The organism is Micromonospora sp. NPDC049301 (assembly GCF_040678715.1).
Lineage (GTDB): Bacteria > Actinomycetota > Actinomycetes > Mycobacteriales > Micromonosporaceae > Micromonospora.
Map to the genome: position 1 here is coordinate 569682 of NZ_JBFAQO010000006.1, position 22788 is coordinate 592469.

Below are 22788 nucleotides of genomic sequence, written 5' to 3' on the forward strand. Positions count from 1 at the left end.
CCCGCCGAGCGGCGGGAATGCGGACGGGGAGGCACGTGTTGACGATGCCGGACGAGGTGTGCGGCCCGATTACCGGGTCGGCTCAGGCCCATGGCACACTGGTCAATCGGCCACCGGTTCCGGTTCACGCCCGAGCCCGTCGCGCACGGCGCGACGGGCGGTGACGGCGACCCGGCGACCACCAACGAGAGGACCGAGGCGAGATGAAGGCAAACATCCACCCGGAGTACGTGACCACCGAGGTCAGCTGCTCCTGTGGCAACACGTTCACGACCCGCAGCACCGCCAAGGGCGGGGCGATCCACGTCGAGACCTGCAGCGCCTGCCACCCGTTCTACACCGGTAAGCAGCGCGTTCTCGACACCGCCGGCCGGGTCGCGAAGTTCCAGCAGAAGTACGCCAAGGTTCAGGCCAAGAAGGCCAAGTAACTCCACGTTCGGCGCCCGCGTCCGGTTTTCCACCGGACGCGGGCGCCGTCCGCATTCCGCCTGAGTTTTTCGCCTGGCCCGGCCGGCGCCGCACCCTCGAAGGAGCACCCGCAGCATGAGCAGCGAGCGTCTGGCCGGCCTCCTCGACGAGTACGCCGAGCTGGAGAAGCGGCTGGCCGACCCGGCGATCCACGCCGACCAGGCCACCGCGCGGCGGGTCGGCCGCCGGTACGCCGAGCTGGTGCCGCTGCACAAGGCCGCCGGCGAGCTGGAGCAGGCGCGCGCCGACCTGGCCGCGGCCCGTGAGCTGGCCGCCGAGGACCCCTCCTTCGCGTCCGAGGCGGAGTCCATCGCGGCGTCCCTGCCGGTCCTGGAGGAGCGTCTCGCCGAGCTGCTCATCCCGCGTGACCCGCACGACGCCAAGGACGTGATCGTGGAGATCAAGGCCGGAGAGGGCGGCGAGGAGTCGGCGCTGTTCGCCGGTGACCTGCTGCGGATGTACACCCGGTACGCCGAGCGTCACGGCTGGGTCACCGAGGTGATCGACGCGCAGGACTCCGACCTCGGCGGGGTCAAGGACGTCTCGCTGTCGATCAAGACCAAGGGCGTGCCGGAGGGCGGCAACGGCGTCTGGTCGCGGCTCAAGTGGGAGGGCGGGGTGCACCGGGTGCAGCGCGTCCCGGTCACCGAGTCGCAGGGTCGGATCCACACCAGCGCCGCCGGTGTGCTGGTGCTGCCGGAGGCCGAGGACGTCGATGTCACGATCGACCAGAACGACCTGCGCATCGACGTGTTCCGCTCGTCGGGCCCGGGCGGCCAGTCGGTGAACACCACCGACTCGGCGGTGCGGATCACCCACCTGCCGACCGGCATCGTCGTCTCCTGCCAGAACGAGAAGTCCCAGTTGCAGAACCGGGAGCAGGCGATGCGGATCCTGCGCGCCCGGCTGCTCGCCGCCGCTCAGGAGCAGGCCGACGCCGCCGCCTCGGACGCCCGCAAGGCGCAGGTGCGCACCGTGGACCGCTCGGAGCGGATCCGCACCTACAACTTCCCGCAGAACCGGATCACCGACCACCGGATCGGCTACACGGCGTACAACCTGGATCTGGCGCTCGCCGGCGACCTGGACGGGGTGCTGGACGCCCTGGCCGAGGCCGACCGCGCCGCCCGGCTGGCCGGCGACACCGAGCTGACCCGCCGCTGACCCCGGTCAGCTCGCGCGGGCACGGGACTTGGCCCGCAGCATCTCCCGGTCGGCCTCCTCGAAGGCGACGCTGAGCGCGTCGCGCAAGCCACCCCCGCCGGAGACCTCGGCGAAGCCGATGCTCACCCCGACCGGGGTGCCGGGCACCAGCGACTCCCACTCCTCGGCGCGGACCGCCGTCTCGATCCGGCGGGCCACCTCGGCTGCCTCGGCCATGCCGGTGTCCGGCAGCACCACCACGAACTCGTCACCGCCGTAGCGGGCCACGAAGTCGCCCCGCCGCATCACCCGGTTGATCACCCCGGCGATGCGTTGCAGCACGAGGTCGCCGGAGTGGTGCCCGTGCCGGGTGTTGACCGCCTTGAAGCCGTCCAGGTCGCAGACGCCGATCACCACCCGCTCGCCGCGGGTGACCACGGCGGTGATGTACCGCTCCAACCGCCGTCGGTTGGGCAGCCCGGTGAGCGGGTCGGTCAGCGCCTCGCCCTCGAACCGCGCCGCCTCGCGGCGCATCTCCTCGTGGTCGATCCGGGCGGCGATGCCGTCGATGTAGACGTCGCGCAGCCGGTCGTTGCGCTGCGCGGCGAGCCGGAACGCCAGCCGGTCGGCCCGGTGCGCCGACACGTGGTCCCCGGCCCGGGCCAGCGCGATGCTGCGTAGCCGGGCCGGCTCGGCCGCGCCGAGCGTCTCGGTGGACACCCGGATCGAATCCAGTCGGGTGACCGCCTCGATCGGCCGCCCGGCGGCGACGGCCAGGCAGACCTGGCCGAGTTGACGCATGTCGCGGGCCCGGGCGCTGTCCCCGCCGTGGGCGAGCAGCCGGGACGGCTCGGCCTCTCCGGCGGACTCCACCCGGTCGCCGAGCGCCGCCTGCCGGGCCGCCGCGTAGCCGTACGCGGCGAGGCTGCTCGGCCGCAGCCGGCCGGCGCGGCCGGCACGCCTGAACCGGGCCAGGTCGGCGGCGACGTCCCGGAGCACGCGCAGGCAGCCGTCGCTGTCGCCGTTGTGGTCCAGCGCCACGGCGTTGCGCAGCCGGATGCCCGGCGCGGCGAACGTCTCCTCGGGGATCCCGGCGGTCACCCCGAGCTGCCGGGCCCGTTCGATCGCGCCCAGGGCGTACCCGTGGAAGCTCAGGTAGCTGTACGCCATCGCAAGGTCGTGCCAGCCCCAGGCGGTGTCCCGGTCCGGGTCCTCCACGGCGCCCAGCGCCCGGGCTGCCTTCACCAGGTGCATGACGCAGCGGTCCAGTGCGCCCTGGTGGTGCGCGGCCAGCGCGGCCAGCGCGTTGAGGTGCCCGTGCAGGTAGGGCTCGGCGAGGTCGCGGACCGCCGCCGAGGCCTCCTCGATGGCCCGGGTGAACTCCGCCGTCCGACCGAGATTGATCAGCGCGGAGAGTCGCTGCACCATGGCGTCCGCTCGCGCCGCCGGGTCCGTGGTGGTGCGGATCACCCGCTCCAGCAGGGCGTACGACTCTGCGGAGCGACTTGCTTCCTGCAACGCCCGGGCGTGCGTGAGGGCGTCAACCTGGTCATCGACCCGGTCGAGCCAGCCCACTCGCGACCTCCCGTCGTGTGCGCCGCGACGCACTCGTTCGTGGCGTCGCCCGCGACGCTTCATGATTATGTCGTGACCACTCTGCCGCAACACCCCCCCGAAGGGACAGGGCGGCTCCGTCCGTCCGCCGCGGTGGCCCGGGCGGCCCGCTCGCTCGCCGCGGCCGGGGTCGGCCCGGCCCGCGTGGAGGCCGAGCTGTTGGCGGCGTACGTGCTGGGGGTGCCCCGGGGTCGGCTGGCGCTCGCCGACGACCTGACCGACGACGACCTGGCCCGGCTCGACGAGCTGGTGCGCCGCCGCGCCGGCCGGGAGCCGTTGCAGCACCTGACGGGTCGGGCGGGCTTCCGGCACCTGGAGCTGGCGGTCGGGCCGGGTGTCTTCGTGCCCCGGCCGGAGACCGAACTGCTGGCCGGCTGGGGCGTCGAGCAGGGCCGCTCCCGGCAAGACCCGCTGGTGGTGGACCTGTGCAGCGGCTCCGGCGCGATCGCGTTGTCGGTGGCGCAGGAGCTGCCGGGGGCGCGCGTGGTGGCGGTGGAGCGGTCCCCGGCGGCGCTGGCGTGGCTGCGTCGCAACGCGGCGGAGCGGGCCGGGGCGGGTGACCGCCCGATCGAGGTGATCGAGGCCGACGTCACCGCGCCTGACCTGCTGGCCGACCTGGTCGGCCGGGTGGACGTGCTGCTCTGCAACCCGCCGTACGTGCCGGTCGACGTGGTGGTGTCGCCGGAGGTGGCCGCGCACGACCCGGCGGAGGCGGTCTTCGGCGGCGCGGACGGTCTGGCGGTGATCCGGCCGGTGGTCAGCCGGGCGGCGGCGCTGCTGCGTCCCGGCGGCGTGGTCGGAATCGAGCACGACGACACGCACGGCGCGGCGGTGCCCGGACTGCTCGCCGCGGACGGCCGGTTCGCCGCCGTCGCGGAGCATCCGGACCTCACCGGCCGCCCTCGCTACGCCACCGCGTCCCGACGGGCGGACGGCCAGCAAGCCCCGAGCGGGGCGGCGTGGCAGACTGACTCCTCGTGATGCTCTACGACTGCCGGTCGCCCGCCGATCGGGACCGCGGCATCGCTGCGGCCATCGAGGCGGTCAAGAACGGCGAGCTGGTCGTCCTGCCGACGGATACCGTCTACGGCATCGGCGCGGACGCGTTCACCCCGTACGCGGTCAAGGCGCTGCTGGACGCGAAGGGCCGGGGGCGGCAGATGCCGCCGCCGGTGCTGATCGGCTCGCGGCAGACCCTGGACGGGTTGGTCTTCTCCCTGCCCACCGCCGCGCGCGATCTCGTTGAGGCGTTCTGGCCGGGTGCCCTGACGATCGTGGTCGAGCACTCGCCGAGCCTGCAGTGGGACCTCGGCGACAAGACGGGCACGGTGGCGGTGCGGATGCCGCTGCACCCGGTGGCGCTGGAGGTGCTGCGCGAGACCGGCCCGATGGCGGTCTCCTCGGCCAACAAGACCGGCCAGCCCGCCGCGGTCACCGCGGAGGAGGCGCGCGACCAGCTCAGCTACTCGGTGCGGGCGTACCTGGAGGCCGGGCCCTGCCCGGACCCGGTGCCCAGCACGATCGTGGACCTGACCGGTGAGGTGCCGCAGCTGCTGCGGGCCGGCGCGATCCCACTGGAGAAGCTGCGCGACGTGGTGCCGGATCTCGTCGACGTCCAGGGGGCCTGAGTGCCCCCGTTCACCGTCCTGCACGTCTGCATGGGCAACATCTGCCGCTCGCCGATGGCCGAGCGGCTGCTCGCCCTTGCGGTGCGGGAGCGGTTGGCCCGGCGCGAGCAGGACCCGGCCCGCGCCGAGGAGCTGCTGCACAGCCACAGCGCCGGCACCGGGGGCTGGCACGCCGGCGAGGAGATGAACCCGCCGGCGGCCCGGCAGGTCACCAGCCGGGGCGGGGACGTCGAGGGGTTCGCCGCGCGCAAGCTGCGCTCGGAGCACATCGACGCCGCCGACCTGGTCCTGACCGCGACCGCGGATCAGCAGGAGTACGTGGTGGCGCTTCGTCCGGACGCGGCGGCCCGCACCTTCGTGCTGGGTGAGTTCGGCCGGCTGCTGGCCGCGGTGGACGCCGCCGCGCTGCCGCCGGCCGAATCGACCCCGGAGGCGGTGTACGCCCGGGGCGTGGCCCTGGTGGCGGCGGGCCACGACGCCCGGCTGGGCGCCTCGCTGCTGCCGGGCGACGATCTGGACGACCCGTGGGGTCGCGGCGACCAGTGCTTCAGCCGGGTCGCCGACGAGATCGAGGAGACGGTCCACCCGCTGGCCGGCGCACTGCTTCCCTGAGCGCGGTGCGAGTTTCCTCCGGGTTTGTCGAAAACCAGGGGCGAAAGGGGCATTCCGGGTCATTCTGAACGGGTCCTAGCGTGAACGGCTCCTGCGGGGAGAGCTGATGATCCGGGCCCGTCTCGACAAACTCCTGACCGTGGTGATCGCCGGTGTGCTGGCCGGGTTGGTGCTGGCGGCGGCTGCCCTGCCCGTGGCACTCGTCTTCGGGATCGGCTTCAGCGCCCTGTCCACGCCCTACTCGGAGCTGCCCAACACGCTGCGCACGCCGCCCACCGCCCAGCGCTCCAACCTCTACGCCAACGACGGCACCACCCTGATCACCTCCTTCTACCAGGAGGACCGGGTGGACGTGCCGCTGCAGGAGGTCGCGCCGGTGATGCGCCAGGCCATCGTGGCCGCCGAGGACGTCCGGTTCTACCAGCACAGCGGGGTGGACCTGCGCGGGGTGGCGCGCGCGTTCACCGTGAACAAGCGCGACGGACAGACCCGGCAGGGCGCCTCCACGCTGACCATGCAGTACGTCCGCAACGTGCTCAGCAGCGATCCCCGGCTGACCGAGAGCCAGCGCCAGGCGGCCACCGAGGTCAGCACCGTCCGCAAGATCCAGGAGATGCGGTACGCGCTGGCGCTGGAGCGCGAGCTGAGCAAGGAGGAGATCCTCACCCGCTACCTCAACATCGCGTACTTCGGTGCCGGGGCGTACGGCATCGCGGCGGCCAGCAAGCGCTACTTCTCCCGGTCACCGGCCGAGCTGACCCTGGCCCAGGCCGCGCTCCTGGCCGGGCTGGTCCGGTCGCCGGACAGCGACGACCCGATCAACGGCGACGCCGACAGCGCACTGCGCCGGCGGGGGTACGTGCTGGCGCAGATGGTGGAGTCGAGCCAGGTGTCGGCGGACGCGGCGGCCGCGGCCCGGGCCGAGCCGCTGGAGCTGAAACCGAGCGAGACCCCGAACGACTGCACGGCGGTGCCCGACGGGCACAACGACTGGGGCTTCTTCTGCGACTGGTTCACCCACTGGTGGAGCAGCCAGCCGGCGTTCGGCTCGACGGCCGACGAGCGGCAGCGCACGCTGCGCCGGGGCGGGTTCTCCATCGTCTCGTCGCTGGACCCGGCGGTGCAGCGGGCGACCACCGAGCAGGTGCTGCGGATCTACCGGTCGTCCGAGGCCCGGGCGGTGCCGACCACGGTGGTGCAGCCCGGCACCGGCCGGGTGCTGGCGATGGCGGTGAACCGCAACTACAGCGTGGCGGACAACCCGGTCGGGCAGAAGAACCACCCGAACACCGTGAACCAGCTGGTGGCCGGCGGCGGGGCCATCGACGGGTACCAGGGCGGGTCGACGTTCAAGCTCTTCACCATGCTGGCCGCGCTGGAGTCCGGCATGCCGCTGTCGACCGACTTCACCTCGCCGACCCGGCTGGTCACCCGCTTCCCGGTGACCGGGGAGGCGAGCTGTGACGGCCTCTGGTGCCCGGAGAACTCCAACCCCTCGTCGATGGACGGCCCGCGCACCATGTGGACCGCGTTCGGACGCTCGGTGAACACGTACTTCGCATGGCTCACCGAGCGGGTCGGCGCCGACCGGGTGGTGGAGATGGCCGAGCGGCTCGGCATCGTGCTGCGCGCCGACTCCGACGCCCGGCTGGCCCGGAACGGGGCGAAGAACTGGGGCCCGTTCACCCTGGGCGTCGCCGCGACGACCCCCCTCGACCTGGCCACGGCGTACGCCACGGTGGCGGCCGAGGGGACCTGGTGCGCGCCGCTGCCGGTGGTCTCGATCACCGACTCGTCCGGCCGTGCGGTCGACGCCGCCAAGCCGGACTGCCGGCAGGTGCTCGACACCGACGTGGCCCGGGCGGCCGCCGACGCGGCCCGCTGCCCGGTCGGCGACCAGTCGATGTACGGGAGTTGCGACGGTGCCACCGCACCCGACCTGCGGGCCAAGCTCGGCCGACCGGTGGCCGGAAAGACCGGCAGCTCGGAGCGGTACGAGACGGAGACGGTGGTGGCGTTCACCCCGCAGCTCGCGGTGGCCTCGATGGCGGCGAACCCGGACGACCCACGCGACGCGGTGGGTCAGGCGGTGCAGGCCCGGATGGTGACCGGGGTCGGCGAGGTGCTCGCCTTCGCCCTGCGCGACCAGCCGGTGCGGGACTTCGTCCCGCCCAGCGAGCGGGTCGCCTTCCAGGTCACCGGTGCCCGTACGGGCAACTGACCCCGGCCGGGGTCAGCCGGTGTGCGCGGGACGGTCGGCGGTCTGCTCGGCGCCCCGGGCGATGTTGCGGGCCATCCCGCCGAAGACCACCGCGTGGAACGGGGCCACCGACCCCCAGTAGGCGTGCCCGGCCAGCCCACGCGGCAGGAAGACCGCGCGTTGCAGGTAGCGGCTACGTCCGCCGTCGGCCGGCAGTGCCCGCATCTCCAGCCAGGCCCGGCCGGGCAGCCGCATCTCGGCGCGCAGTCGCAGCAGCTCGCCCGGGACGATCTCCTCCACCCGCCAGAAGTCCAGTGCCTCGCCGACCTGGAGGCGGTGCGGGTCGCGCCGGCCCCGACGCAACCCGACCCCACCGATGAGCCGGTCCAGCCAGCCACGGATCGACCAGGCGAGCGGGAACGAGTACCAGCCGTGCTCGCCGCCGACACCCTCGATGACCCGCCAGAGCGCCGCCGGCGGCGCGTCCACCGTCCGTTCCCGGAGGTCGGTGTAGGCCGTGCCGCCGGACCACTTCGGGTCGCTGGGCAGCGGCTCGGCCGGGGCGTCCGGGCCGCTCGCTGTCGACCAGCGGGTCTCCACCTGGGCGTCGCGCACCTTGGCCAGGGCCAGCGCCACCGCCTGGTCGAAGCCGGTCAACCCGCCCGGGGGGTCCGGCACGTACCGGGCGATGTCGTGCTCGTGTGCGATCGCCTCGTGCACCAGGCTCTCCACCAGTGGGCGGGCGATGGCGTTCGGCACCGGGGTGATCAGGCCGACCCAGTGCGAGGAGAGCGACGGGGTGAGCGGGCGGACCGGCACGATGATCCGCCGGCGCAGGTCGGCCACCCGGGCGTAGCGCTGCATCATGTCGCGGAAGCTGAGCACGTCCGGCCCGCCGATGTCGAAGCCGCGGTTGACCTCCGGCGGCAGCGCGGTGCAGCCGGCCAGGTAGCGCAGCACGTCGCGGACCGCGATCGGTTGGATCCGGTTGCGGACCCAGCGCGGGGTGACCATGACGGGCAGTCGCTCGGTCAGGTAACGCAGCATCTCGAACGACGCCGAGCCCGAGCCGATGATCACCGCGGCCCGGAGCACCGCCGTGGGCACGCCGCTGCCCAGCAGGATCCGGCCCACCTCGGCCCGGGACCGCAGGTGCGGGGAGGGGACCTCCTCGTCGGCCACCGGCTCCGGGCCCCCGAGGTAGACGATCCGGCGTACGCCGGCCGCCCGGGCCGCCGCCGCGAAGTTGGTCGCCGCCGCCCGGTCGGCCGCCTCGAAGTCGGGCCGGCCCAGCGAGTGCACCAGGAAGTAGGCGACGTCCACGCCGGTGAACGCGGCGGGCAGCGTCTCCGGCCGGCTCAGGTCCCCCTCGACGATGTCGGCCGCCGACGCCCAGGGCACGTCGCGCAGCCGCCCGGCCTTGCGGGCCAGGCAGCGCACGGCGTGCCCCTCGCTGAGCAGCAGCGGCACCAGCCGCCCGCCGATGTACCCGGTGGCTCCGGTGACGAGGCATCTCACGGCTTCCAGTGTGCGGCCCCCTAGACTCGTTCGCTGTGGACACCGAGACGAGTACCTTCTGGGGGCCGGATTTCGCCCAGCTCAGGGCCACCGACCCGGAGATCGCCGGGGTGGTCCTCGGCGAGCTGGACCGGCTGCGCGGGGGCCTTCAGCTCATCGCGAGCGAGAACCTGACCTCGCCGGCGGTGCTGGCGGCGCTCGGCTCGACGCTGACCAACAAGTACGCCGAGGGCTACCCGGGCCGGCGCTACTACGGCGGCTGCGCCGAGGTGGACCGGGCTGAGGAGATCGGCATCGCGCGGGCGAAGGAGCTCTTCGCCGCCGAGCACGCCAACCTCCAGCCACACTCGGGCGCGAGCGCCAACCTGGCCGCGTACGCCGCCCTGGTGCAGCCGGGGGACACGGTGCTGGCGATGGATCTGCCGCACGGCGGGCACCTCACCCACGGCAGCCGGGTCAACTTCTCGGGGAAGTGGTTCGCCACGGTCGGGTACACCGTCCGTCCGGACACCGAGCTGATCGACTACGACGAGGTGCGGGACCTGGCCCGCGCGCACCGACCAAAGATGATCATTTGCGGGGCCACCGCGTACCCCCGACTGATCGACTTCGCCCGCTTCCGGGAGATCGCCGACGAGGTCGGCGCGTACCTGATGGTGGACGCCGCGCACTTCATCGGCCTGGTCGCCGGCCGGGCGATCCCGTCCCCGGTGCCGTACGCCGACGTCGTCTGCGCCACCACCCACAAGGTGCTGCGCGGCCCGCGCGGCGGCATGATCCTCTGCCGCGAGTCGCTGGCCCAGCGGATCGACAAGGCGGTCTTCCCGTTCACCCAGGGCGGCCCGCTGATGCACGCGGTCGCGGCCAAGGCGGTCGCGCTGCGCGAGGCCGCCCAGCCCGAGTTCCAGGCGTACGCCAGCCAGGTGGTCAGCAACGCGCAGGCGCTCGCCGCCGGGCTGGCCGCCGAGGGGATGCGCCCGGTCTCCGGCGGCACCGACACCCACCTCGCCCTGATCGACCTTCGCGAGCTGGGGGTGACCGGCGCGGAGGCCGAGGCCCGCTGCGACGCCGCCTCGATCACCCTGAACAAGAACGCCATCCCGTACGACTCGCAGCCGCCCATGGTGGCCTCGGGCATCCGGGTGGGCACGCCCAGTGTCACCACCCAGGGCATGCGGGAGGGGGAGCTGCGGCAGGTGGCCGGGCTGATCGCGCGGGCGGTGCGCACCGATCCCGGTGCCCCGGGTGGCGCCGACGAGCTCACCCGCATCGGTGCCGAAGTGGCCGAGCTGGTCGCGGCGTTCCCGGCGTACCCCCATGGCTGAGCCGACGATCGCCGACGCCGGCACCGACCGACGTTGGCGGCTGCGACACCTGCCGGTGCTCCTGGTGGCCTCGGTGGCGCTGGCCGCGGTCGCGGCGGTCGTGGGTGGCGCGACCGGTGGCATGACGGCCGCGCTCGGCGCGGCGGCCGGGGTCGGCGTGACGGTGCTCAGCTACACCCTCACCACGGTGGTGCTGGCCTGGGCCGACCAGATCAACCCACAGCTGCTGCTGCCCCTCGGGCTGGGCCTGTACGCGCTGAAGTTCACCCTGCTGGGTGTGGTGATGGTGGCGGTGGCGTCGACCGGCTGGCCCGGATTGGTGCCGCTCTGCCTCGGCATCGTCGCCGGGGTGGCAGTGTGGACCGCGGTGCACATCTGGTGGCTGACCACCGTGCACGCACGCCGGCCGCGGGGCTGACCAGGCGATCGACCGGTCGCCGTCCCATCCCTCGGACGCGTGGCAACCTGTCGGCCATCGGTCATTCTTTCACGGGCGGAAGGGGAGTAGCGTGCCCACAGACGACGCGGCCCCCGAGATGCCCACACAACGACGGTTGTGCGGGGGGTGAGGCACAGCCTCGTCTTCCCGGCTGATATCGTTCGCCCCGTCATGGCTGGTGACCAAACCCCCCGTCCCGCCGGCGAACCGGACGACATTCCGTCCGGCGCCGGTCAGGGTTGGACCGCGCTCAGCTACCTCATCGGAGGCATGCTCGTGTGGGGTTTCATCGGCTGGCTGGTCGACCAGTGGCTCGACACCGGCGGCGTCGCCACCGGGATCGGCGTCGTGCTCGGCATGGCCGGGGGCATCATCCTGGTCGTCCGCCGGCTCGGCACGCCTACTTAGGAAGGGACGCGGTGTTCGGACAGGCGAACGTTCTGGCAGCGGGCCAGGCGGCATTCCCACCCACTGTGGAGGACTTCTACCTGCCCAGCATCCTGCCCTGGGGTGCGCACGACTCGTACTGGTTCACCAAGATCACGGCGATGGTCTGGATCGCGGTCGGCGTTCTGATCATCTTCTTCCTGGCGAGCTACCGGAACCCGCAGCTGGTGCCGACCAAGAAGCAGTGGTTCGCCGAGTCGATCTACGGCTTCGTGCGGAACAACATCGCGGTCGACATGATCGGGCACGCGGGCGTGCGGTTCGCGCCGTACTTCACCACGCTGTTCTGCTTCGTGCTGCTGACGAACGCGTTCGCGATCATCCCGTTCTTCCAGATCTCGCCGAACTCGCACATCGCCTTCCCGGCGATCCTCGCGATCATCAGCTACGTGCTGTTCAACTACATCGGCATTCGGCACCACGGCTTCGTGAAGTACTTCAAGAACTCGCTGATCCCGCCGGCACCGTGGTACATCCTGCCGCTGCTGATCCCGATCGAGCTCTTCTCGACCTTCATCGTCCGGCCGTTCTCGCTCGCCGTTCGTCTGTTCGCGAACATGTTCGCCGGCCACATGCTCCTGCTGGTCTTCACGCTCGGCGGCTTCGCCATGCTGAGCGCCAACGCCTGGCTGGCTCCGGTCTCGGTGCTCTCCTGGGTGATGACCATCGCGCTCACCTTCCTGGAGTTCCTGGTGATCTGCCTGCAGGCCTACGTCTTCACCGTCCTCACCGCCAGCTACGTGCAGGGCGCGCTCGCCGAAGAGCACTGATCCACCGCACCAACCGTTGTCGTCCCGCGTGAGAGTCACGCGTGATAACCAGGAGGAACCACACCAATGGACGCTAGCGTTCTCGCCGAGGTCACCGGTAGCACCGCTGCCATCGGCTACGGCCTCGCCGCCATCGGCCCCGGCATCGGCGTCGGCCTGGTCTTCGCTGCCTACATCCAGTCGACCGCCCGTCAGCCGGAGTCGTCCCGGATGACCCTGCCGTACGTCTGGATCGGCTTCGCCGTCATCGAGGCGCTGGCGCTGCTCGGCATCGCCTTCGGCTTCATCTGGGCCGGCTCTGCTGCCTGATCCCGCCCTTTTCGACCGGGAGGTAACCATGTATTTCCTCGCCGCTGAGGGTGGTGAGTCGACCCACAACCCGATCATCCCGCTCTGGCAGGAGATCGTGGTCGGTACGGTCGCCTTCGCCGTGCTCTGCTTCGTGCTGATGAAGTTCGTCTTCCCCCGCATGGAGCAGACGTTCCAGGCTCGGGTCGACGCGATCGAGGGCGGCATCAAGCGCGCCGAGGCCGCCCAGGCCGAGGCGAACCAGCTGCTCGAGCAGTACCGTGCCCAGCTCGCCGAGGCCCGCACCGACGCCGCGAAGATCCGCGACGACGCCCGGGCCGACGCCGAGGGGATCCGGCAGGACGTCCTCGCCAAGGCGCGGGAAGAGTCCGACCGGATCATCGCGGCCGGCAAGGACCAGCTCGCCGCCGAGCGGGCCACCATCGTGCGCGAGCTGCGCACCGAGGTCGGCACCATCGCGGTGGACCTGGCCAGCAAGATCGTCGGTGAGTCGCTGGCCGACGAGGCACGGCGCAAGGGCACCGTCGACCGGTTCCTGAGCGGTCTCGAGAGCACGGGGGCCCGCTGATGCAGGCCGCCAGCCGGGAGTCGTACAAGATCGCGGCCGAGCGCCTCGACGCGTACGTCCGCGGCGCGGAGCCGTCGGCGGTGACCTCCACCGCCGATGCCATCCTCTCCGTCGCGGCCCTGCTGCGGCGCGAGCCGCGGCTGCGCCGTGCGCTGTCCGAGCCGGCACGCTCCGGCGAGGACCGCGGCGCTCTGCTCGGCGACATGCTGGGTGGCCGGATCGGCGCCGACGCGCTCGATCTGCTCGTGGTGCTGGTCTCCGGCCGTTGGTCGGCACCGTCGGAGTTGCTCGACGGCGCCGAGCGGCTGGGCGTGGAGGCGCTGCTCGCCAGCGCCGACAAGGCCGGCGAGCTGGGCGAGGTCGAGGACGAGCTGTTCCGCTTCGGCCAGGTCGTGTCGGGTCAGTCGGCGCTGAGCAACACGCTGGCCGACCCGGTCGCGCCGGTCGAGCAGCGGGCCACCCTGGCCCGTGAGCTGCTCGCCGACAAGGCCCGCCCGGTCACCGTCCGCCTCGTCGAGGTGGCGCTCGGCGGGTTCGGGGGACGCTCCTTCACCGGGGCGCTCACCCGGCTGGTGGAGCTCGCCGCGGAACGGCGGGACCGCCAGGTGGCGTACGTCACCGTGGCAGCCCCGTTGAGTGACGAGGATGAGCGACGGCTGGGCGCGAGCCTCACCGCGATATACGGTCGAGAGGTCTCCGTCAAGCAGACGGTCGACCCCCACGTCCTGGGTGGCGTGAGCGTGCGGGTCGGCTCCGACCTGTACGACGGCACCATCCTGCGCCGCCTCAACGAGACCCGCAACGCGCTCGCGAAGCGCTGACCGGCTCCGCCGCCCAGCGCTGGGGCGGCTCCGCCGCGCAGCGCCCGGAATGACAGACGCCATTCGGACCGGTCGGTACTAGGTATCCCGGGCCCCTGAATTTTAAGGAAGCAGAGGATGGCCGAGCTGACCATCTCGACGGAGGAGATCCGTGGCGCCCTGGAGCGCTACGTCTCCTCCTACTCGACCGACGTCTCCCGCGAGGAGGTCGGCACCGTCGCCGACACCGGTGACGGCATCGCCCACGTCGAGGGCCTGCCCTCGACCAAGACCAACGAGCTGCTGGAGTTCGAGGACGGCACGCTCGGCGTGGCGCTGAACCTCGACGTCCGGGAGATCGGTGTCGTCGTTCTCGGTGACGCCGCCAAGTTGGAGGAGGGGCAGCGCGTCAAGCGCACCGACCGGGTGCTTTCCGTGCCGGTCGGCGACGCCTTCCTCGGCCGCGTGGTCAACGCGCTCGGCCAGCCGATCGACGGCCTCGGCGACATCGCCGACGAGGGCTACCGCGAGCTGGAGCTGCAGGCTCCTAACGTGATGGCCCGGCAGTCGGTGTTCGAGCCGCTGCAGACCGGCATCAAGGCGATCGACGCCATGACGCCGGTCGGCCGGGGCCAGCGGCAGCTGATCATCGGTGACCGGAAGACCGGCAAGACCACGGTCGCCCTGGACGCCATCCTCAACCAGCGGGACAACTGGCGCACCGGCGACCCGAAGAAGCAGGTCCGCTGCATCTACGTCGCCATCGGCCAGAAGGCCTCCACGATCGCCTCCATCAAGGGCCAGCTGGAGGAGGCGGGCGCGATGGAGTACACCACCATCGTGGCCTCCCCGGCGTCGGACCCGGCGGGCTTCAAGTACATCGCCCCCTACACCGGCTCCTCCATCGGGCAGCACTGGATGTACGGCGGCAAGCACGTCCTGATCGTCTTCGACGACCTGAGCAAGCAGGCCGAGGCGTACCGGGCCGTGTCGCTGCTGCTGCGCCGCCCGCCGGGCCGTGAGGCGTACCCGGGTGACGTCTTCTACCTGCACTCCCGCCTGCTGGAGCGTTGCGCGAAGCTCTCCGACGAGCTGGGTGGCGGCTCGATGACCGGTCTGCCGATCATCGAGACGAAGGCCAACGACATCTCGGCCTTCATCCCGACCAACGTCATCTCGATCACCGACGGCCAGATCTTCCTGGAGACCGACCTGTTCAACCAGGGCGTCCGTCCGGCGATCAACGTCGGCACCTCGGTCTCCCGGGTCGGTGGCGCCGCGCAGGTGAAGCCGATGAAGAAGGTCGCCGGTTCGCTGCGGCTCAACCTGGCCCAGTACCGCGAGCTGGAGGCGTTCGCCGCCTTCGCCTCCGACCTGGACAAGGCCTCCCGGGCCCAGCTGGACCGCGGTTCGCGCCTGGTCGAGCTGCTCAAGCAGCCGAACTACTCGCCGTTCCCGGTGCAGGAGCAGGTCGTCTCGGTCTGGGCCGGCACCGAGGGCAAGCTGGACGACATCCCGGTGGGTGAGGTCCGGCGCTTCGAGTCGGAGTTCCTCCAGTACCTGCGGCACAAGCACGCGGGTGTGCTGGCCGGGATCGCCGACAACCAGTGGAACGACGACATCATCGGCTCCCTGGACAACGCGATCAGCGAGTTCAAGCAGGTCTTCCTCGGCAAGGCGGACGAGCGTCGGGTCAACGACGCGCCGGCCGCGCCGCTGGAGGGCGACGAGAACCGCGAGACGGTGACCCGCTTCCGCGACGGCGCGACCGACCGCCCGGTCGAGAGCTGATCCCATGGCGGCCCAGGTACGCGTTCTTCGTCAACGAATCCGCTCGGCGAAGTCGATGAAGAAGATCACCAAGGCGATGGAGCTCGTGGCGACGAGCCGGATCGCCAAGGCCCAGGCCCGGGTGCAGGCGTCCCTGCCGTACGCCCAGGCCATCACCGGTGTGCTCACGGCGCTGGCGTCCAACGCGCGGATCGACCACCCGCTGCTCACCCCGCGCGAGCGGGTGCGGCGGGCGGGCGTCCTGTTGGTCACCAGCGACCGTGGCCTGGCCGGCGGCTACAGCTCCAACGCGATCAAGACGGCGGAGTCGCTGCTCGCACGGCTCCGGGCGGACGGCAAGGAGCCGGTGCTCTACGTCATCGGGCGTAAGGGCGTCGGGTTCTACCGGTTCCGCGACCGGCCGATCGAGGCGAACTGGACGGGGTTCAGCGAGCAGCCGTCGTTCGAGGACGCCCGCACGGTGGGTGAGACGCTGATCAAGGCGTTCACGGCCGGCGCGGACGACGCCGACGGCGGCGCCGGGGCGGACGGGGTGCTCGGCGTCGACGAGTTGCACATCGTCTACACCGAGTTCCACTCGCTGATGACGCAGACGCCGGTCGCCAAGATCATCGGGCCGATGCAGGTCGAGGACCGGCCGCGCTCCGAGGGGCTGCTGCCGGCGTACGAGTTCGAGCCGGAGGCGGAGGCGCTGCTCGACGCGCTCCTGCCGAGGTACATCAACACGCGGATCTACGCGGCGTTGATCGAGTCGGCGGCGAGTGAGTCGGCGGCACGGCGGCGGGCGATGAAGAGCGCCACCGACAACGCCGAAGACATGATCGAGAAGTACACGCGTGAGATGAACTCGGCTCGCCAGGCCGGGATCACCCAGGAGATCAGCGAGATCGTCGGCGGCGCCAACGCGCTGGCCGCGGCGGGAAGTGAAGTGTGATGACTGCACCAGTAGAGACCAAGACGGCCACGGGTCGCGTGGTCCGGGTCATCGGCCCGGTCGTCGACGCCGAGTTCCCGCGCGACGCCATGCCGGCCCTGTTCAACGCCCTGAACGTCGATGTGAACCTGTCCGGCGGTGAGAAGACGCTGACCCTGGAGGTCGCCCAGCACCTGGGTGACAACCTGGTCCGCGCCATCTCGATGCAGCCGACGGACGGCCTGGTCCGCGGCGCGGAGGTGCGTGACCGCGGCGAGCCGATCACCGTGCCGGTGGGCGATGCGGTCAAGGGCCACGTGTTCAACGCGATCGGCGAGGTGCTCAACCTCAAAGAGGGCGAGACCCTGACCCCGGACGACCACTGGGGTATCCACCGCAAGGCCCCGGCCTTCGCGGACCTGGAGCCGAAGACCGAGATGCTGGAGACCGGCATCAAGGTCATCGACCTGCTCGCCCCGTACGTCAAGGGCGGCAAGATCGGCCTGTTCGGCGGCGCGGGCGTGGGCAAGACGGTGCTCATCCAGGAGATGATCACCCGTGTGGCCCGCAACTTCGGTGGTACCTCGGTCTTCGCCGGCGTGGGTGAGCGCACCCGTGAGGGCAACGACCTCATCGCCGAGATGACCGAGTCCGGCGTCATCGACAAGACCGCGCTGGTCTACGGCCAGATGGACGAGCCGCCGGGCACCCGGCTGCGGGTGGCGCTCTCCGCGCTGACCATGGCCGAGTACTTCCGCGACGTCAAGAAGCAGGAGGTGCTGCTCTTCATCGACAACATCTTCCGCTTCACCCAGGCCGGTTCCGAGGTCTCCACCCTGCTCGGCCGTATGCCGAGCGCGGTGGGCTACCAGCCGACCCTGGCCGACGAGATGGGCGAGCTCCAGGAGCGGATCACCTCCGTCCGGGGCCAGGCCATCACCTCCATGCAGGCGATCTACGTGCCGGCGGACGACTACACCGACCCCGCCCCGGCCACCACGTTCGCCCACCTGGACGCGACCACCAACCTGGAGCGGTCGATCTCCGACAAGGGCATCTACCCGGCCGTGGACCCGCTGGCGTCCTCGTCCCGGATCCTCGCCCCGGAGTTCGTCGGCACCGAGCACTTCCAGGTCGCCACCGAGGTGAAGCGGATCCTGCAGCGCTACCGCGACCTGCAGGACATCATCGCCATCCTCGGCATCGAGGAGCTCTCCGAGGAAGACAAGATCACCGTGGCGCGGGCCCGGCGGATCGAGCGCTTCCTCTCGCAGAACACCTACGCCGCGGAGCAGTTCACCGGCGTTCCGGGCTCGACGGTCCCGATCAAGGAGACCATCGAGGCGTTCCGCAAGATCAGTGAGGGCGAGTACGACCACTTCCCCGAGCAGGCGTTCTTCATGTGCGGCGGTCTCGAGGACCTGGAGCGCAAGGCTGAGGAGCTGATGAAGGGCTGACAGCCCCGTCAGATCCGAAACAAAAAGACTGCCCCGGCCATGCCGGGGCAGTCTTTTGTTCATCTTCGCGCCCTATCGTCTTCGCGGTCCGTTACTCGTGGCTCGTCGGTTCCACACGCCCGAGATACGGTCGTTCCGCGCTCACGTGAACGAGCGTTGATCCTTGCAACCTTTCGGCTACGTGCGCCCGTCTCCTCATCGTGGGCGTAACGAACGGAGATGCTCGTGGGTAAGGCCGGCAAAAGTGGCCGCAAGTCGTCCATCTGGCGGGGCGTGCCGCGCTGGGCCAGGATCTGCACGGTGTTCGGCACCGTGCTGACCGTGCTCAGCGGGGCGATGCTGGTCGGCACTGAGGTGCTGCTGGCCCGCTACGAGGGCGCGGTCGGCAAGGCCGACCTCTTCGGCGACCAGGCGGCCGGGGCCCAAACGAAGAAGAGCGACATCAAGGGTCCGCTCAACATCCTGCTGGTCGGCATCGACCCGCGTACGCCGACGGCGGCGCCACTGGCCGACTCGGTCATGGTGCTGCACGTGCCGGCCTCGATGGACCGGGCATACCTCTTCTCGATGCCCCGCGACCTCTACGTCAGCATCCCCGAGTTCCCCAGGTCCAACTTCAACGGCACCACCGACAAGCTCAACGCGGCCATGTCGTTCGGCAGTCGGGTGCCGGGCGAGAACCCGGACGCGGCGCGGGGCTTCGAGTTGCTGGCCACCACGGTGCAGAAGGTGACCGGGATCAAGAGGTTCGACGCCGGAGCGATCATCAACTTCACCGGCTTCCAGAAGATCGTCGACGCGATGGGCGGCGTCGACATGTACGTCGAGCGGGACGTGAAGTCCGAGCACAAGCAGCCGGACGGCAAGCCCCGGCCGGGCAACACGCGCGGTGAGGGCTACGTCGGCCCGCAGGCGGTCTACAAGAAGGGCAACCACCACCTGAGCGGGTGGCAGGCGCTGGACTACGTGCGGCAGCGCTACCCGAAGAACGGTGTCCCGGACGCTGACTACGGCCGGCAGCGCCACCAGCAGCAGTTCGTCAAGGCGATGGTCGGCCAGGCGTTCAGCGCCGACGTGGTGGCCAACCCGCTCAAGCTGGACAAGGTGCTCCGTGCCGCCGGGCAGTCGCTGATCTTCAGCGGTCGTGGCAACAGCGTGGTCGACTTCGGCATCGCCCTGAAGAACATCCGGCCCAACACCATCCAGATGATTAAGCTGCCTGGCGGCCCGGTCTTCGAGGGGTCGAAGTACAAGGGGGAGAAGTTCCAGTCCGGCGTGTCGGACTTCTTCACCGCCCTGCACAATGAACAACTGGACCCGTTCCTGCTGGAGCATCCGGAGTTCCAGAACAAGGCCAAGTAGCCGTGGCGTAGCTCTCCCCACCCGCGTTGGGGGCGGGTCGGCGTCAGGACTAGACTTTCGGCAATCCGTCGCCGCAGCAAGGAGACAGCGTGGCACAGCAGCTTCACGTCGAGCTCGTCGCCGTCGAGGAGAAGGTCTGGTCCGGTGAGGCCGAGATGGTCGTCGCCCGGACGACCGAGGGTGAGCTCGGCGTACTGCCGGGGCACGCGCCGCTGCTCGGGCAGCTGGCCGAGCCCGGCCAGGTGCGCATCAAGCTGGCCGGCGGTGAGCAGGTCTCCTACGACGTAGCCGGTGGCTTCCTCTCGGTGAGCGCCGACGGCGTAACCGTGCTGGCCGAGAGCGCGACCCCGGTCTCCGCGCAGAGTCACTGAGCCGCACCGGGGATGGAGATCGTCGAGGGAATCGGGATCGGCGTAGCCGTCATCCTCGGCGCGCTTCTCATCCTCTTCGTCCGGCGAGCCCTGGTCACCCGCAGCGGTGGCATCATCCGGCTCAGCGTCCGGGTCTCCACCATGCTCGACGGCCGAGGCTGGTCGCCGGGCTTCGGCCGGTTCGCCGGTGACGAGCTTCGCTGGTACCGGATGTTCAGCTTCGCGCTGCGGCCCAAACGGGTGCTTTCCCGCAAAGGGCTCGCCGTGGAGCGCCGCCGGTTGCCCGAGGGCCAGGAACGTCTCTCCATGCCGGCCGACTGGGTGATCCTCCGCTGTACCAGTCACCACGCACCGGTGGAGATCGCCATGGCGCGGTCGACAGTGACCGGTTTCCTCTCCTGGCTCGAGGCCGCCCCTCCGGGGGCGGTCTCGCCGCGTATGGCCTCCCAGGACTGGCCGGCTGCCTGACCCGCCGTCCTTTGGTCGCCGTTGGGGGTTTCCGGGGAGCCCACCCGCTCCGGGCGGTCAGGCTTGATCCCTCCGCGGGCGGGCTCCCCGGAAACCCTGCCCGGGGCGCTGTGCGTCGTTCAGGCGCGGCTTTCGTCAACTGCCGTTACCGGTCGGCGACCAGCTCGACCTCGTATCCCTGATCGTCGGTGAGGTAGGCGGCGTAGGTGTCCGGGCCGCCGGCGTGCGGGTGGCGGTCGGGGAAGAGCAGCGACCAGCCGTGGTTTGGTGCGGCCGCGACCAGCCGGTCCACGGCGGCCGGCGGGCCGGCGTGGAACGCCAGGTGGTTCAGCCCCGGGGCGAGCCGGTCGTGGACCGCCCCGGAGAGCGCCGGTGACTGCTCCAGCACCAGGTAGGTGGTGCCGAGGCGCCAGGAGCGGCCGGCCGGCCAGTCCTGATGGAGCGTCCAGCCCAACTCTCCGAGGAGCCAGCCCCAGCTACGCGTGGCCGCCCCGAGATCGGGAACCCACACCTCCACGTGGTGCAGCGCGCCCACGCTCAGCGCTGCCCGCCGGGCACCCATAGCACATCTCCCGCCGGATTTGCCGTTCTTGACAGGATAAAGAGCAGATCGGAGAGCCGGTTGAGATACTTTGCCGGGAGCGGGCTGGTCCGTTCCGGATCGTGGCTGACCAGCGCCCATGCCGCCCGTTCGGCACGCCGGGCGATGGTCCGCGCCACGTGCAGCAGCGCCGCGCCCGTGGTGCCGCCGGGGAGGATGAAGGAGTCGAGCTTGCTCAGGTGTGCGTTGTACTCGTCGCACCAGCCCTCAAGGCGCTCGACGTACTCCTCGGTCACCCGCAGCGGCGGGTACTTGGGCTCCGGCTCCACCGGGGTGGACAGGTCGGCGCCCACGTCGAACAGGTCGTTCTGCACCGACCCCAGCACGGTCCGCAGTTCCTCGTCGAGCTGGCCCAGGGCGAGCGCGACGCCGATCGCCGCGTTGCACTCGTCGACATCCGCGTACGCGGCGATCCGCGGGTCGGTCTTCGGCACCTGCTCGTTGTTGCTCAGCCTGGTCATGCCGGCGTCGCCGGCCTTGGTGTAGATGCGGGTGAGGTGGACGGCCATGACGCACAGCCTACGGATAGCCGACCTGACGATCCCGGCACGGCCGGACACCACCGCCGGCTGGCCGGCGGTGGTGGGCGCGGGCGATCCGGGTGTCAACGATGTCGACGTCATCCGGGTAAGCGGTGACGCCCGGCTGACCGGCACCGTGCACGTGGTGGGTGCCAAGAACTCGGCGTTGAAGTTGATGGCCGCCGCGCTGCTCGCTCCGGGCCGCAGCGTGATCACCAACGTCCCGCGGATCACCGACATCGCGATCATGGGCGAGGTGCTGCGCCGGCTGGGCTGCGACGTGCGGTTCGACGCGGACGACCCGGTCGATCCGATGGTCGCGCGGGGCGGGGTGGCGCGGTCCCGCTCGGTGACCATCGACGTACCCGAGCAGCCGGGCGCGGACGCGGACTACCATCTGGTCCGCCGGCTGCGCGCGTCGATCTGCGTGCTCGGCCCGCTGCTGGCCCGCCGGGGGTACGTGCGGGTGGCCCACCCGGGCGGCGACGCGATCGGCTCGCGCGGGCTGGACATGCACGTCTCCGGGCTGACCCGGATGGGCGCGGACATCTCCGGTGAGCATGGGTTCGTCATCGCCTCCGCGCCGCACGGGCTGCGCGGCGCGGACATCATGCTGGACTTCCCCAGTGTGGGCGCGACCGAGAACCTGGTGATGGCGGCGGTGCTGGCCCAGGGCACCACGACGATCGACAACGCCGCTCGGGAGCCGGAGATCGTCGACATCTGCACCATGCTCAACCAGATGGGCGCGCGGATCTCCGGTGCCGGAACGTCCACGCTGCGGATCGCCGGCGTCCCCGGGCTGCGCCCGGTGCGGCACGCCACGGTGGGGGACCGGATCGTCGCCGGCACCTGGGCGTTCGGCGCGGCGATGACCCGTGGCGACGTGACGGTGACCGGGCTCGACCCGGCCCTCCTGGAGGTCGCGCTGGACAAGGTGGTGGCGGCCGGCGGCCTGGTGGAGACCCGGGGGGACGGCTTCCGGGTACGGATGGACGACCGGCCCCGGGCGGTCGACGTGGTGACGCTGCCGTACCCGGGCTTCGCCACCGACCTGCTGCCGATGGCGATCGGCCTGGCCGCGGTCAGTGACGGCGCCTCCCTGATCACCGAGAACATCTTCGACGGCCGGTTCATGTTCGCCAACGAGATGATGCGCCTCGGCGCGGACATCAAGACCGACGGGCACCACGCGGTGGTCCGGGGCCGGGACAGTCTCTCCGGTGCGCCCGTGCGTGCCACCGACATCCGCGCCGGGGCCGGGCTGATCATCGCGGGGCTCTGCGCGGACGGGGTCACCGAGGTCTCCCACGTGCACCACGTCGACCGGGGCTACCCGGACTTCGTGGCCGACCTGCGCGCGTTGGGGGTGGCGGTGGAGCGGGGCACCGCGCCGGAGGAGCCATCGCTGGAGATCTGAGGGGCCACTCCCTTAGCTGTCGTTCAGGTCTGCCGACTAGGGT

The 22788-nt window shown here is 71.3% G+C and carries 24 protein-coding genes; 20 read left to right on the plus strand and 4 right to left on the minus strand.

All coding sequences use genetic code 11. The annotated features are described in order from the left end of the window. Positions 1-203 precede the first annotated feature (203 nt). Both rpmE and prfA read left to right on the plus strand, forming a co-directional pair. Complete coding sequence (gene rpmE / locus AB0K07_RS21355) at positions 204-428, plus strand: 50S ribosomal protein L31 (RefSeq protein WP_007464546.1); 225 nt, start codon at positions 204-206, stop codon at positions 426-428. Positions 429-543: 115 nt separating this feature from the next. Further along, the gene (prfA, locus tag AB0K07_RS21360; RefSeq protein ID WP_363757131.1) at positions 544-1632 is read left to right on the plus strand and encodes a peptide chain release factor 1; all 1089 of its coding nucleotides are present in this window, start codon (positions 544-546) and stop codon (positions 1630-1632) included. Positions 1633-1638: 6 nt separating this feature from the next. Here prfA and AB0K07_RS21365 read toward each other — a convergent pair whose 3' ends face one another. After that, on the minus strand, positions 1639-3186 hold the full coding sequence (locus tag AB0K07_RS21365; RefSeq protein ID WP_363757132.1) for a GGDEF domain-containing protein: 1548 nt from the start codon (positions 3184-3186) through the stop codon (positions 1639-1641). A 72-nt stretch (positions 3187-3258) separates the two neighbouring features. Here AB0K07_RS21365 and prmC point away from each other — a divergent pair, with 72 nt between their 5' ends. The 4 genes from prmC to AB0K07_RS21385 all read left to right on the plus strand — a co-directional run bounded on the left by prmC (position 3259) and on the right by AB0K07_RS21385 (position 7686). Beyond that, a complete protein-coding gene (prmC, locus tag AB0K07_RS21370; RefSeq protein ID WP_363757133.1) occupies positions 3259-4206 on the plus strand; it encodes a peptide chain release factor N(5)-glutamine methyltransferase in 948 nt (315 codons plus the stop codon). Then, the gene (locus tag AB0K07_RS21375) at positions 4206-4853 is read left to right on the plus strand and encodes an L-threonylcarbamoyladenylate synthase (protein ID WP_363757187.1); all 648 of its coding nucleotides are present in this window, start codon (positions 4206-4208) and stop codon (positions 4851-4853) included. The genes prmC and AB0K07_RS21375 overlap by 1 nt, the downstream gene beginning before the upstream one ends. After that, entirely contained in the window at positions 4854-5465 is a 612-nt protein-coding gene (locus tag AB0K07_RS21380) for a phosphotyrosine protein phosphatase (protein ID WP_363757134.1), read from the plus strand. A gap of 106 nt (positions 5466-5571) precedes the next feature. Further along, positions 5572-7686, plus strand: a complete 2115-nt coding sequence (locus tag AB0K07_RS21385; RefSeq protein WP_363757135.1) for a transglycosylase domain-containing protein — start codon at positions 5572-5574, stop codon at positions 7684-7686. Positions 7687-7698: 12 nt separating this feature from the next. Here AB0K07_RS21385 and AB0K07_RS21390 read toward each other — a convergent pair whose 3' ends face one another. Beyond that, on the minus strand, positions 7699-9183 hold the full coding sequence (locus tag AB0K07_RS21390) for an SDR family oxidoreductase (protein WP_363757136.1): 1485 nt from the start codon (positions 9181-9183) through the stop codon (positions 7699-7701). Positions 9184-9218: 35 nt separating this feature from the next. Here AB0K07_RS21390 and glyA point away from each other — a divergent pair, with 35 nt between their 5' ends. The 13 genes from glyA (at position 9219) to AB0K07_RS21455 (ending at position 20203) form a co-directional block, all read left to right on the plus strand. Continuing rightward, positions 9219-10508, plus strand: a complete 1290-nt coding sequence (gene glyA, locus AB0K07_RS21395) for a serine hydroxymethyltransferase (RefSeq protein WP_363757137.1) — start codon at positions 9219-9221, stop codon at positions 10506-10508. After that, positions 10501-10926, plus strand: a complete 426-nt coding sequence (locus AB0K07_RS21400; RefSeq protein WP_363757138.1) for a hypothetical protein — start codon at positions 10501-10503, stop codon at positions 10924-10926. The genes glyA and AB0K07_RS21400 overlap by 8 nt, the downstream gene beginning before the upstream one ends. 192 nt (positions 10927-11118) lie before the next feature. Continuing rightward, on the plus strand, positions 11119-11355 hold the full coding sequence (locus AB0K07_RS21405) for an AtpZ/AtpI family protein (RefSeq protein WP_030488045.1): 237 nt from the start codon (positions 11119-11121) through the stop codon (positions 11353-11355). Between the two features lie 11 nt (positions 11356-11366). After that, positions 11367-12164 carry a F0F1 ATP synthase subunit A gene (atpB, locus tag AB0K07_RS21410; RefSeq protein WP_363757139.1) on the plus strand — a complete coding sequence of 266 codons (798 nt, stop codon included), beginning with the start codon at positions 11367-11369 and terminating at the stop codon, positions 12162-12164. Positions 12165-12230: 66 nt separating this feature from the next. Further along, on the plus strand, positions 12231-12473 hold the full coding sequence (locus AB0K07_RS21415) for a F0F1 ATP synthase subunit C (protein ID WP_130404096.1): 243 nt from the start codon (positions 12231-12233) through the stop codon (positions 12471-12473). Between the two features lie 28 nt (positions 12474-12501). Further along, positions 12502-13041, plus strand: a complete 540-nt coding sequence (locus tag AB0K07_RS21420; RefSeq protein ID WP_328419842.1) for a F0F1 ATP synthase subunit B — start codon at positions 12502-12504, stop codon at positions 13039-13041. After that, positions 13041-13862, plus strand: a complete 822-nt coding sequence (locus AB0K07_RS21425) for a F0F1 ATP synthase subunit delta (protein ID WP_363757140.1) — start codon at positions 13041-13043, stop codon at positions 13860-13862. Before AB0K07_RS21420 ends, AB0K07_RS21425 begins: the two co-directional genes overlap by 1 nt. A gap of 117 nt (positions 13863-13979) precedes the next feature. After that, on the plus strand, positions 13980-15632 hold the full coding sequence (gene atpA, locus AB0K07_RS21430; protein ID WP_363757141.1) for a F0F1 ATP synthase subunit alpha: 1653 nt from the start codon (positions 13980-13982) through the stop codon (positions 15630-15632). 4 nt (positions 15633-15636) lie between these two features. Beyond that, a complete protein-coding gene (locus AB0K07_RS21435) occupies positions 15637-16566 on the plus strand; it encodes a F0F1 ATP synthase subunit gamma (protein WP_363757142.1) in 930 nt (309 codons plus the stop codon). Further along, positions 16566-18002: a F0F1 ATP synthase subunit beta gene (atpD, locus tag AB0K07_RS21440; RefSeq protein ID WP_210909711.1), complete on the plus strand. Its 1437-nt coding sequence runs from the start codon at positions 16566-16568 to the stop codon at positions 18000-18002. Before AB0K07_RS21435 ends, atpD begins: the two co-directional genes overlap by 1 nt. Before the next feature lie 219 nt (positions 18003-18221). Then, complete coding sequence (locus AB0K07_RS21445; protein WP_363757143.1) at positions 18222-19364, plus strand: LCP family protein; 1143 nt, start codon at positions 18222-18224, stop codon at positions 19362-19364. Between the two features lie 89 nt (positions 19365-19453). Then, positions 19454-19735 carry a F0F1 ATP synthase subunit epsilon gene (locus AB0K07_RS21450; RefSeq protein WP_363757144.1) on the plus strand — a complete coding sequence of 94 codons (282 nt, stop codon included), beginning with the start codon at positions 19454-19456 and terminating at the stop codon, positions 19733-19735. Between the two features lie 12 nt (positions 19736-19747). Continuing rightward, positions 19748-20203 (plus strand): DUF2550 domain-containing protein, encoded by a 456-nt coding sequence (locus tag AB0K07_RS21455; protein WP_363757145.1) that lies wholly within the window; start codon positions 19748-19750, stop codon positions 20201-20203. Between the two features lie 145 nt (positions 20204-20348). On the opposite strand, the gene AB0K07_RS21460 is transcribed toward AB0K07_RS21455, so the two are convergent. Together AB0K07_RS21460 and AB0K07_RS21465 are read right to left on the minus strand one after the other, a co-directional pair. Next, the gene (locus AB0K07_RS21460) at positions 20349-20765 is read right to left on the minus strand and encodes a VOC family protein (protein ID WP_363757146.1); all 417 of its coding nucleotides are present in this window, start codon (positions 20763-20765) and stop codon (positions 20349-20351) included. Beyond that, on the minus strand, positions 20741-21313 hold the full coding sequence (locus AB0K07_RS21465; protein ID WP_363757147.1) for a cob(I)yrinic acid a,c-diamide adenosyltransferase: 573 nt from the start codon (positions 21311-21313) through the stop codon (positions 20741-20743). The genes AB0K07_RS21460 and AB0K07_RS21465 overlap by 25 nt, the downstream gene beginning before the upstream one ends. Between AB0K07_RS21465 and murA the strand changes: the two genes are divergently transcribed. Then, the gene (gene murA, locus AB0K07_RS21470; RefSeq protein WP_363757148.1) at positions 21312-22745 is read left to right on the plus strand and encodes a UDP-N-acetylglucosamine 1-carboxyvinyltransferase; all 1434 of its coding nucleotides are present in this window, start codon (positions 21312-21314) and stop codon (positions 22743-22745) included. The two genes, AB0K07_RS21465 and murA, sit on opposite strands and share 2 nt — an antisense overlap. The last annotated feature ends 43 nt before the right edge of the window (positions 22746-22788 follow it).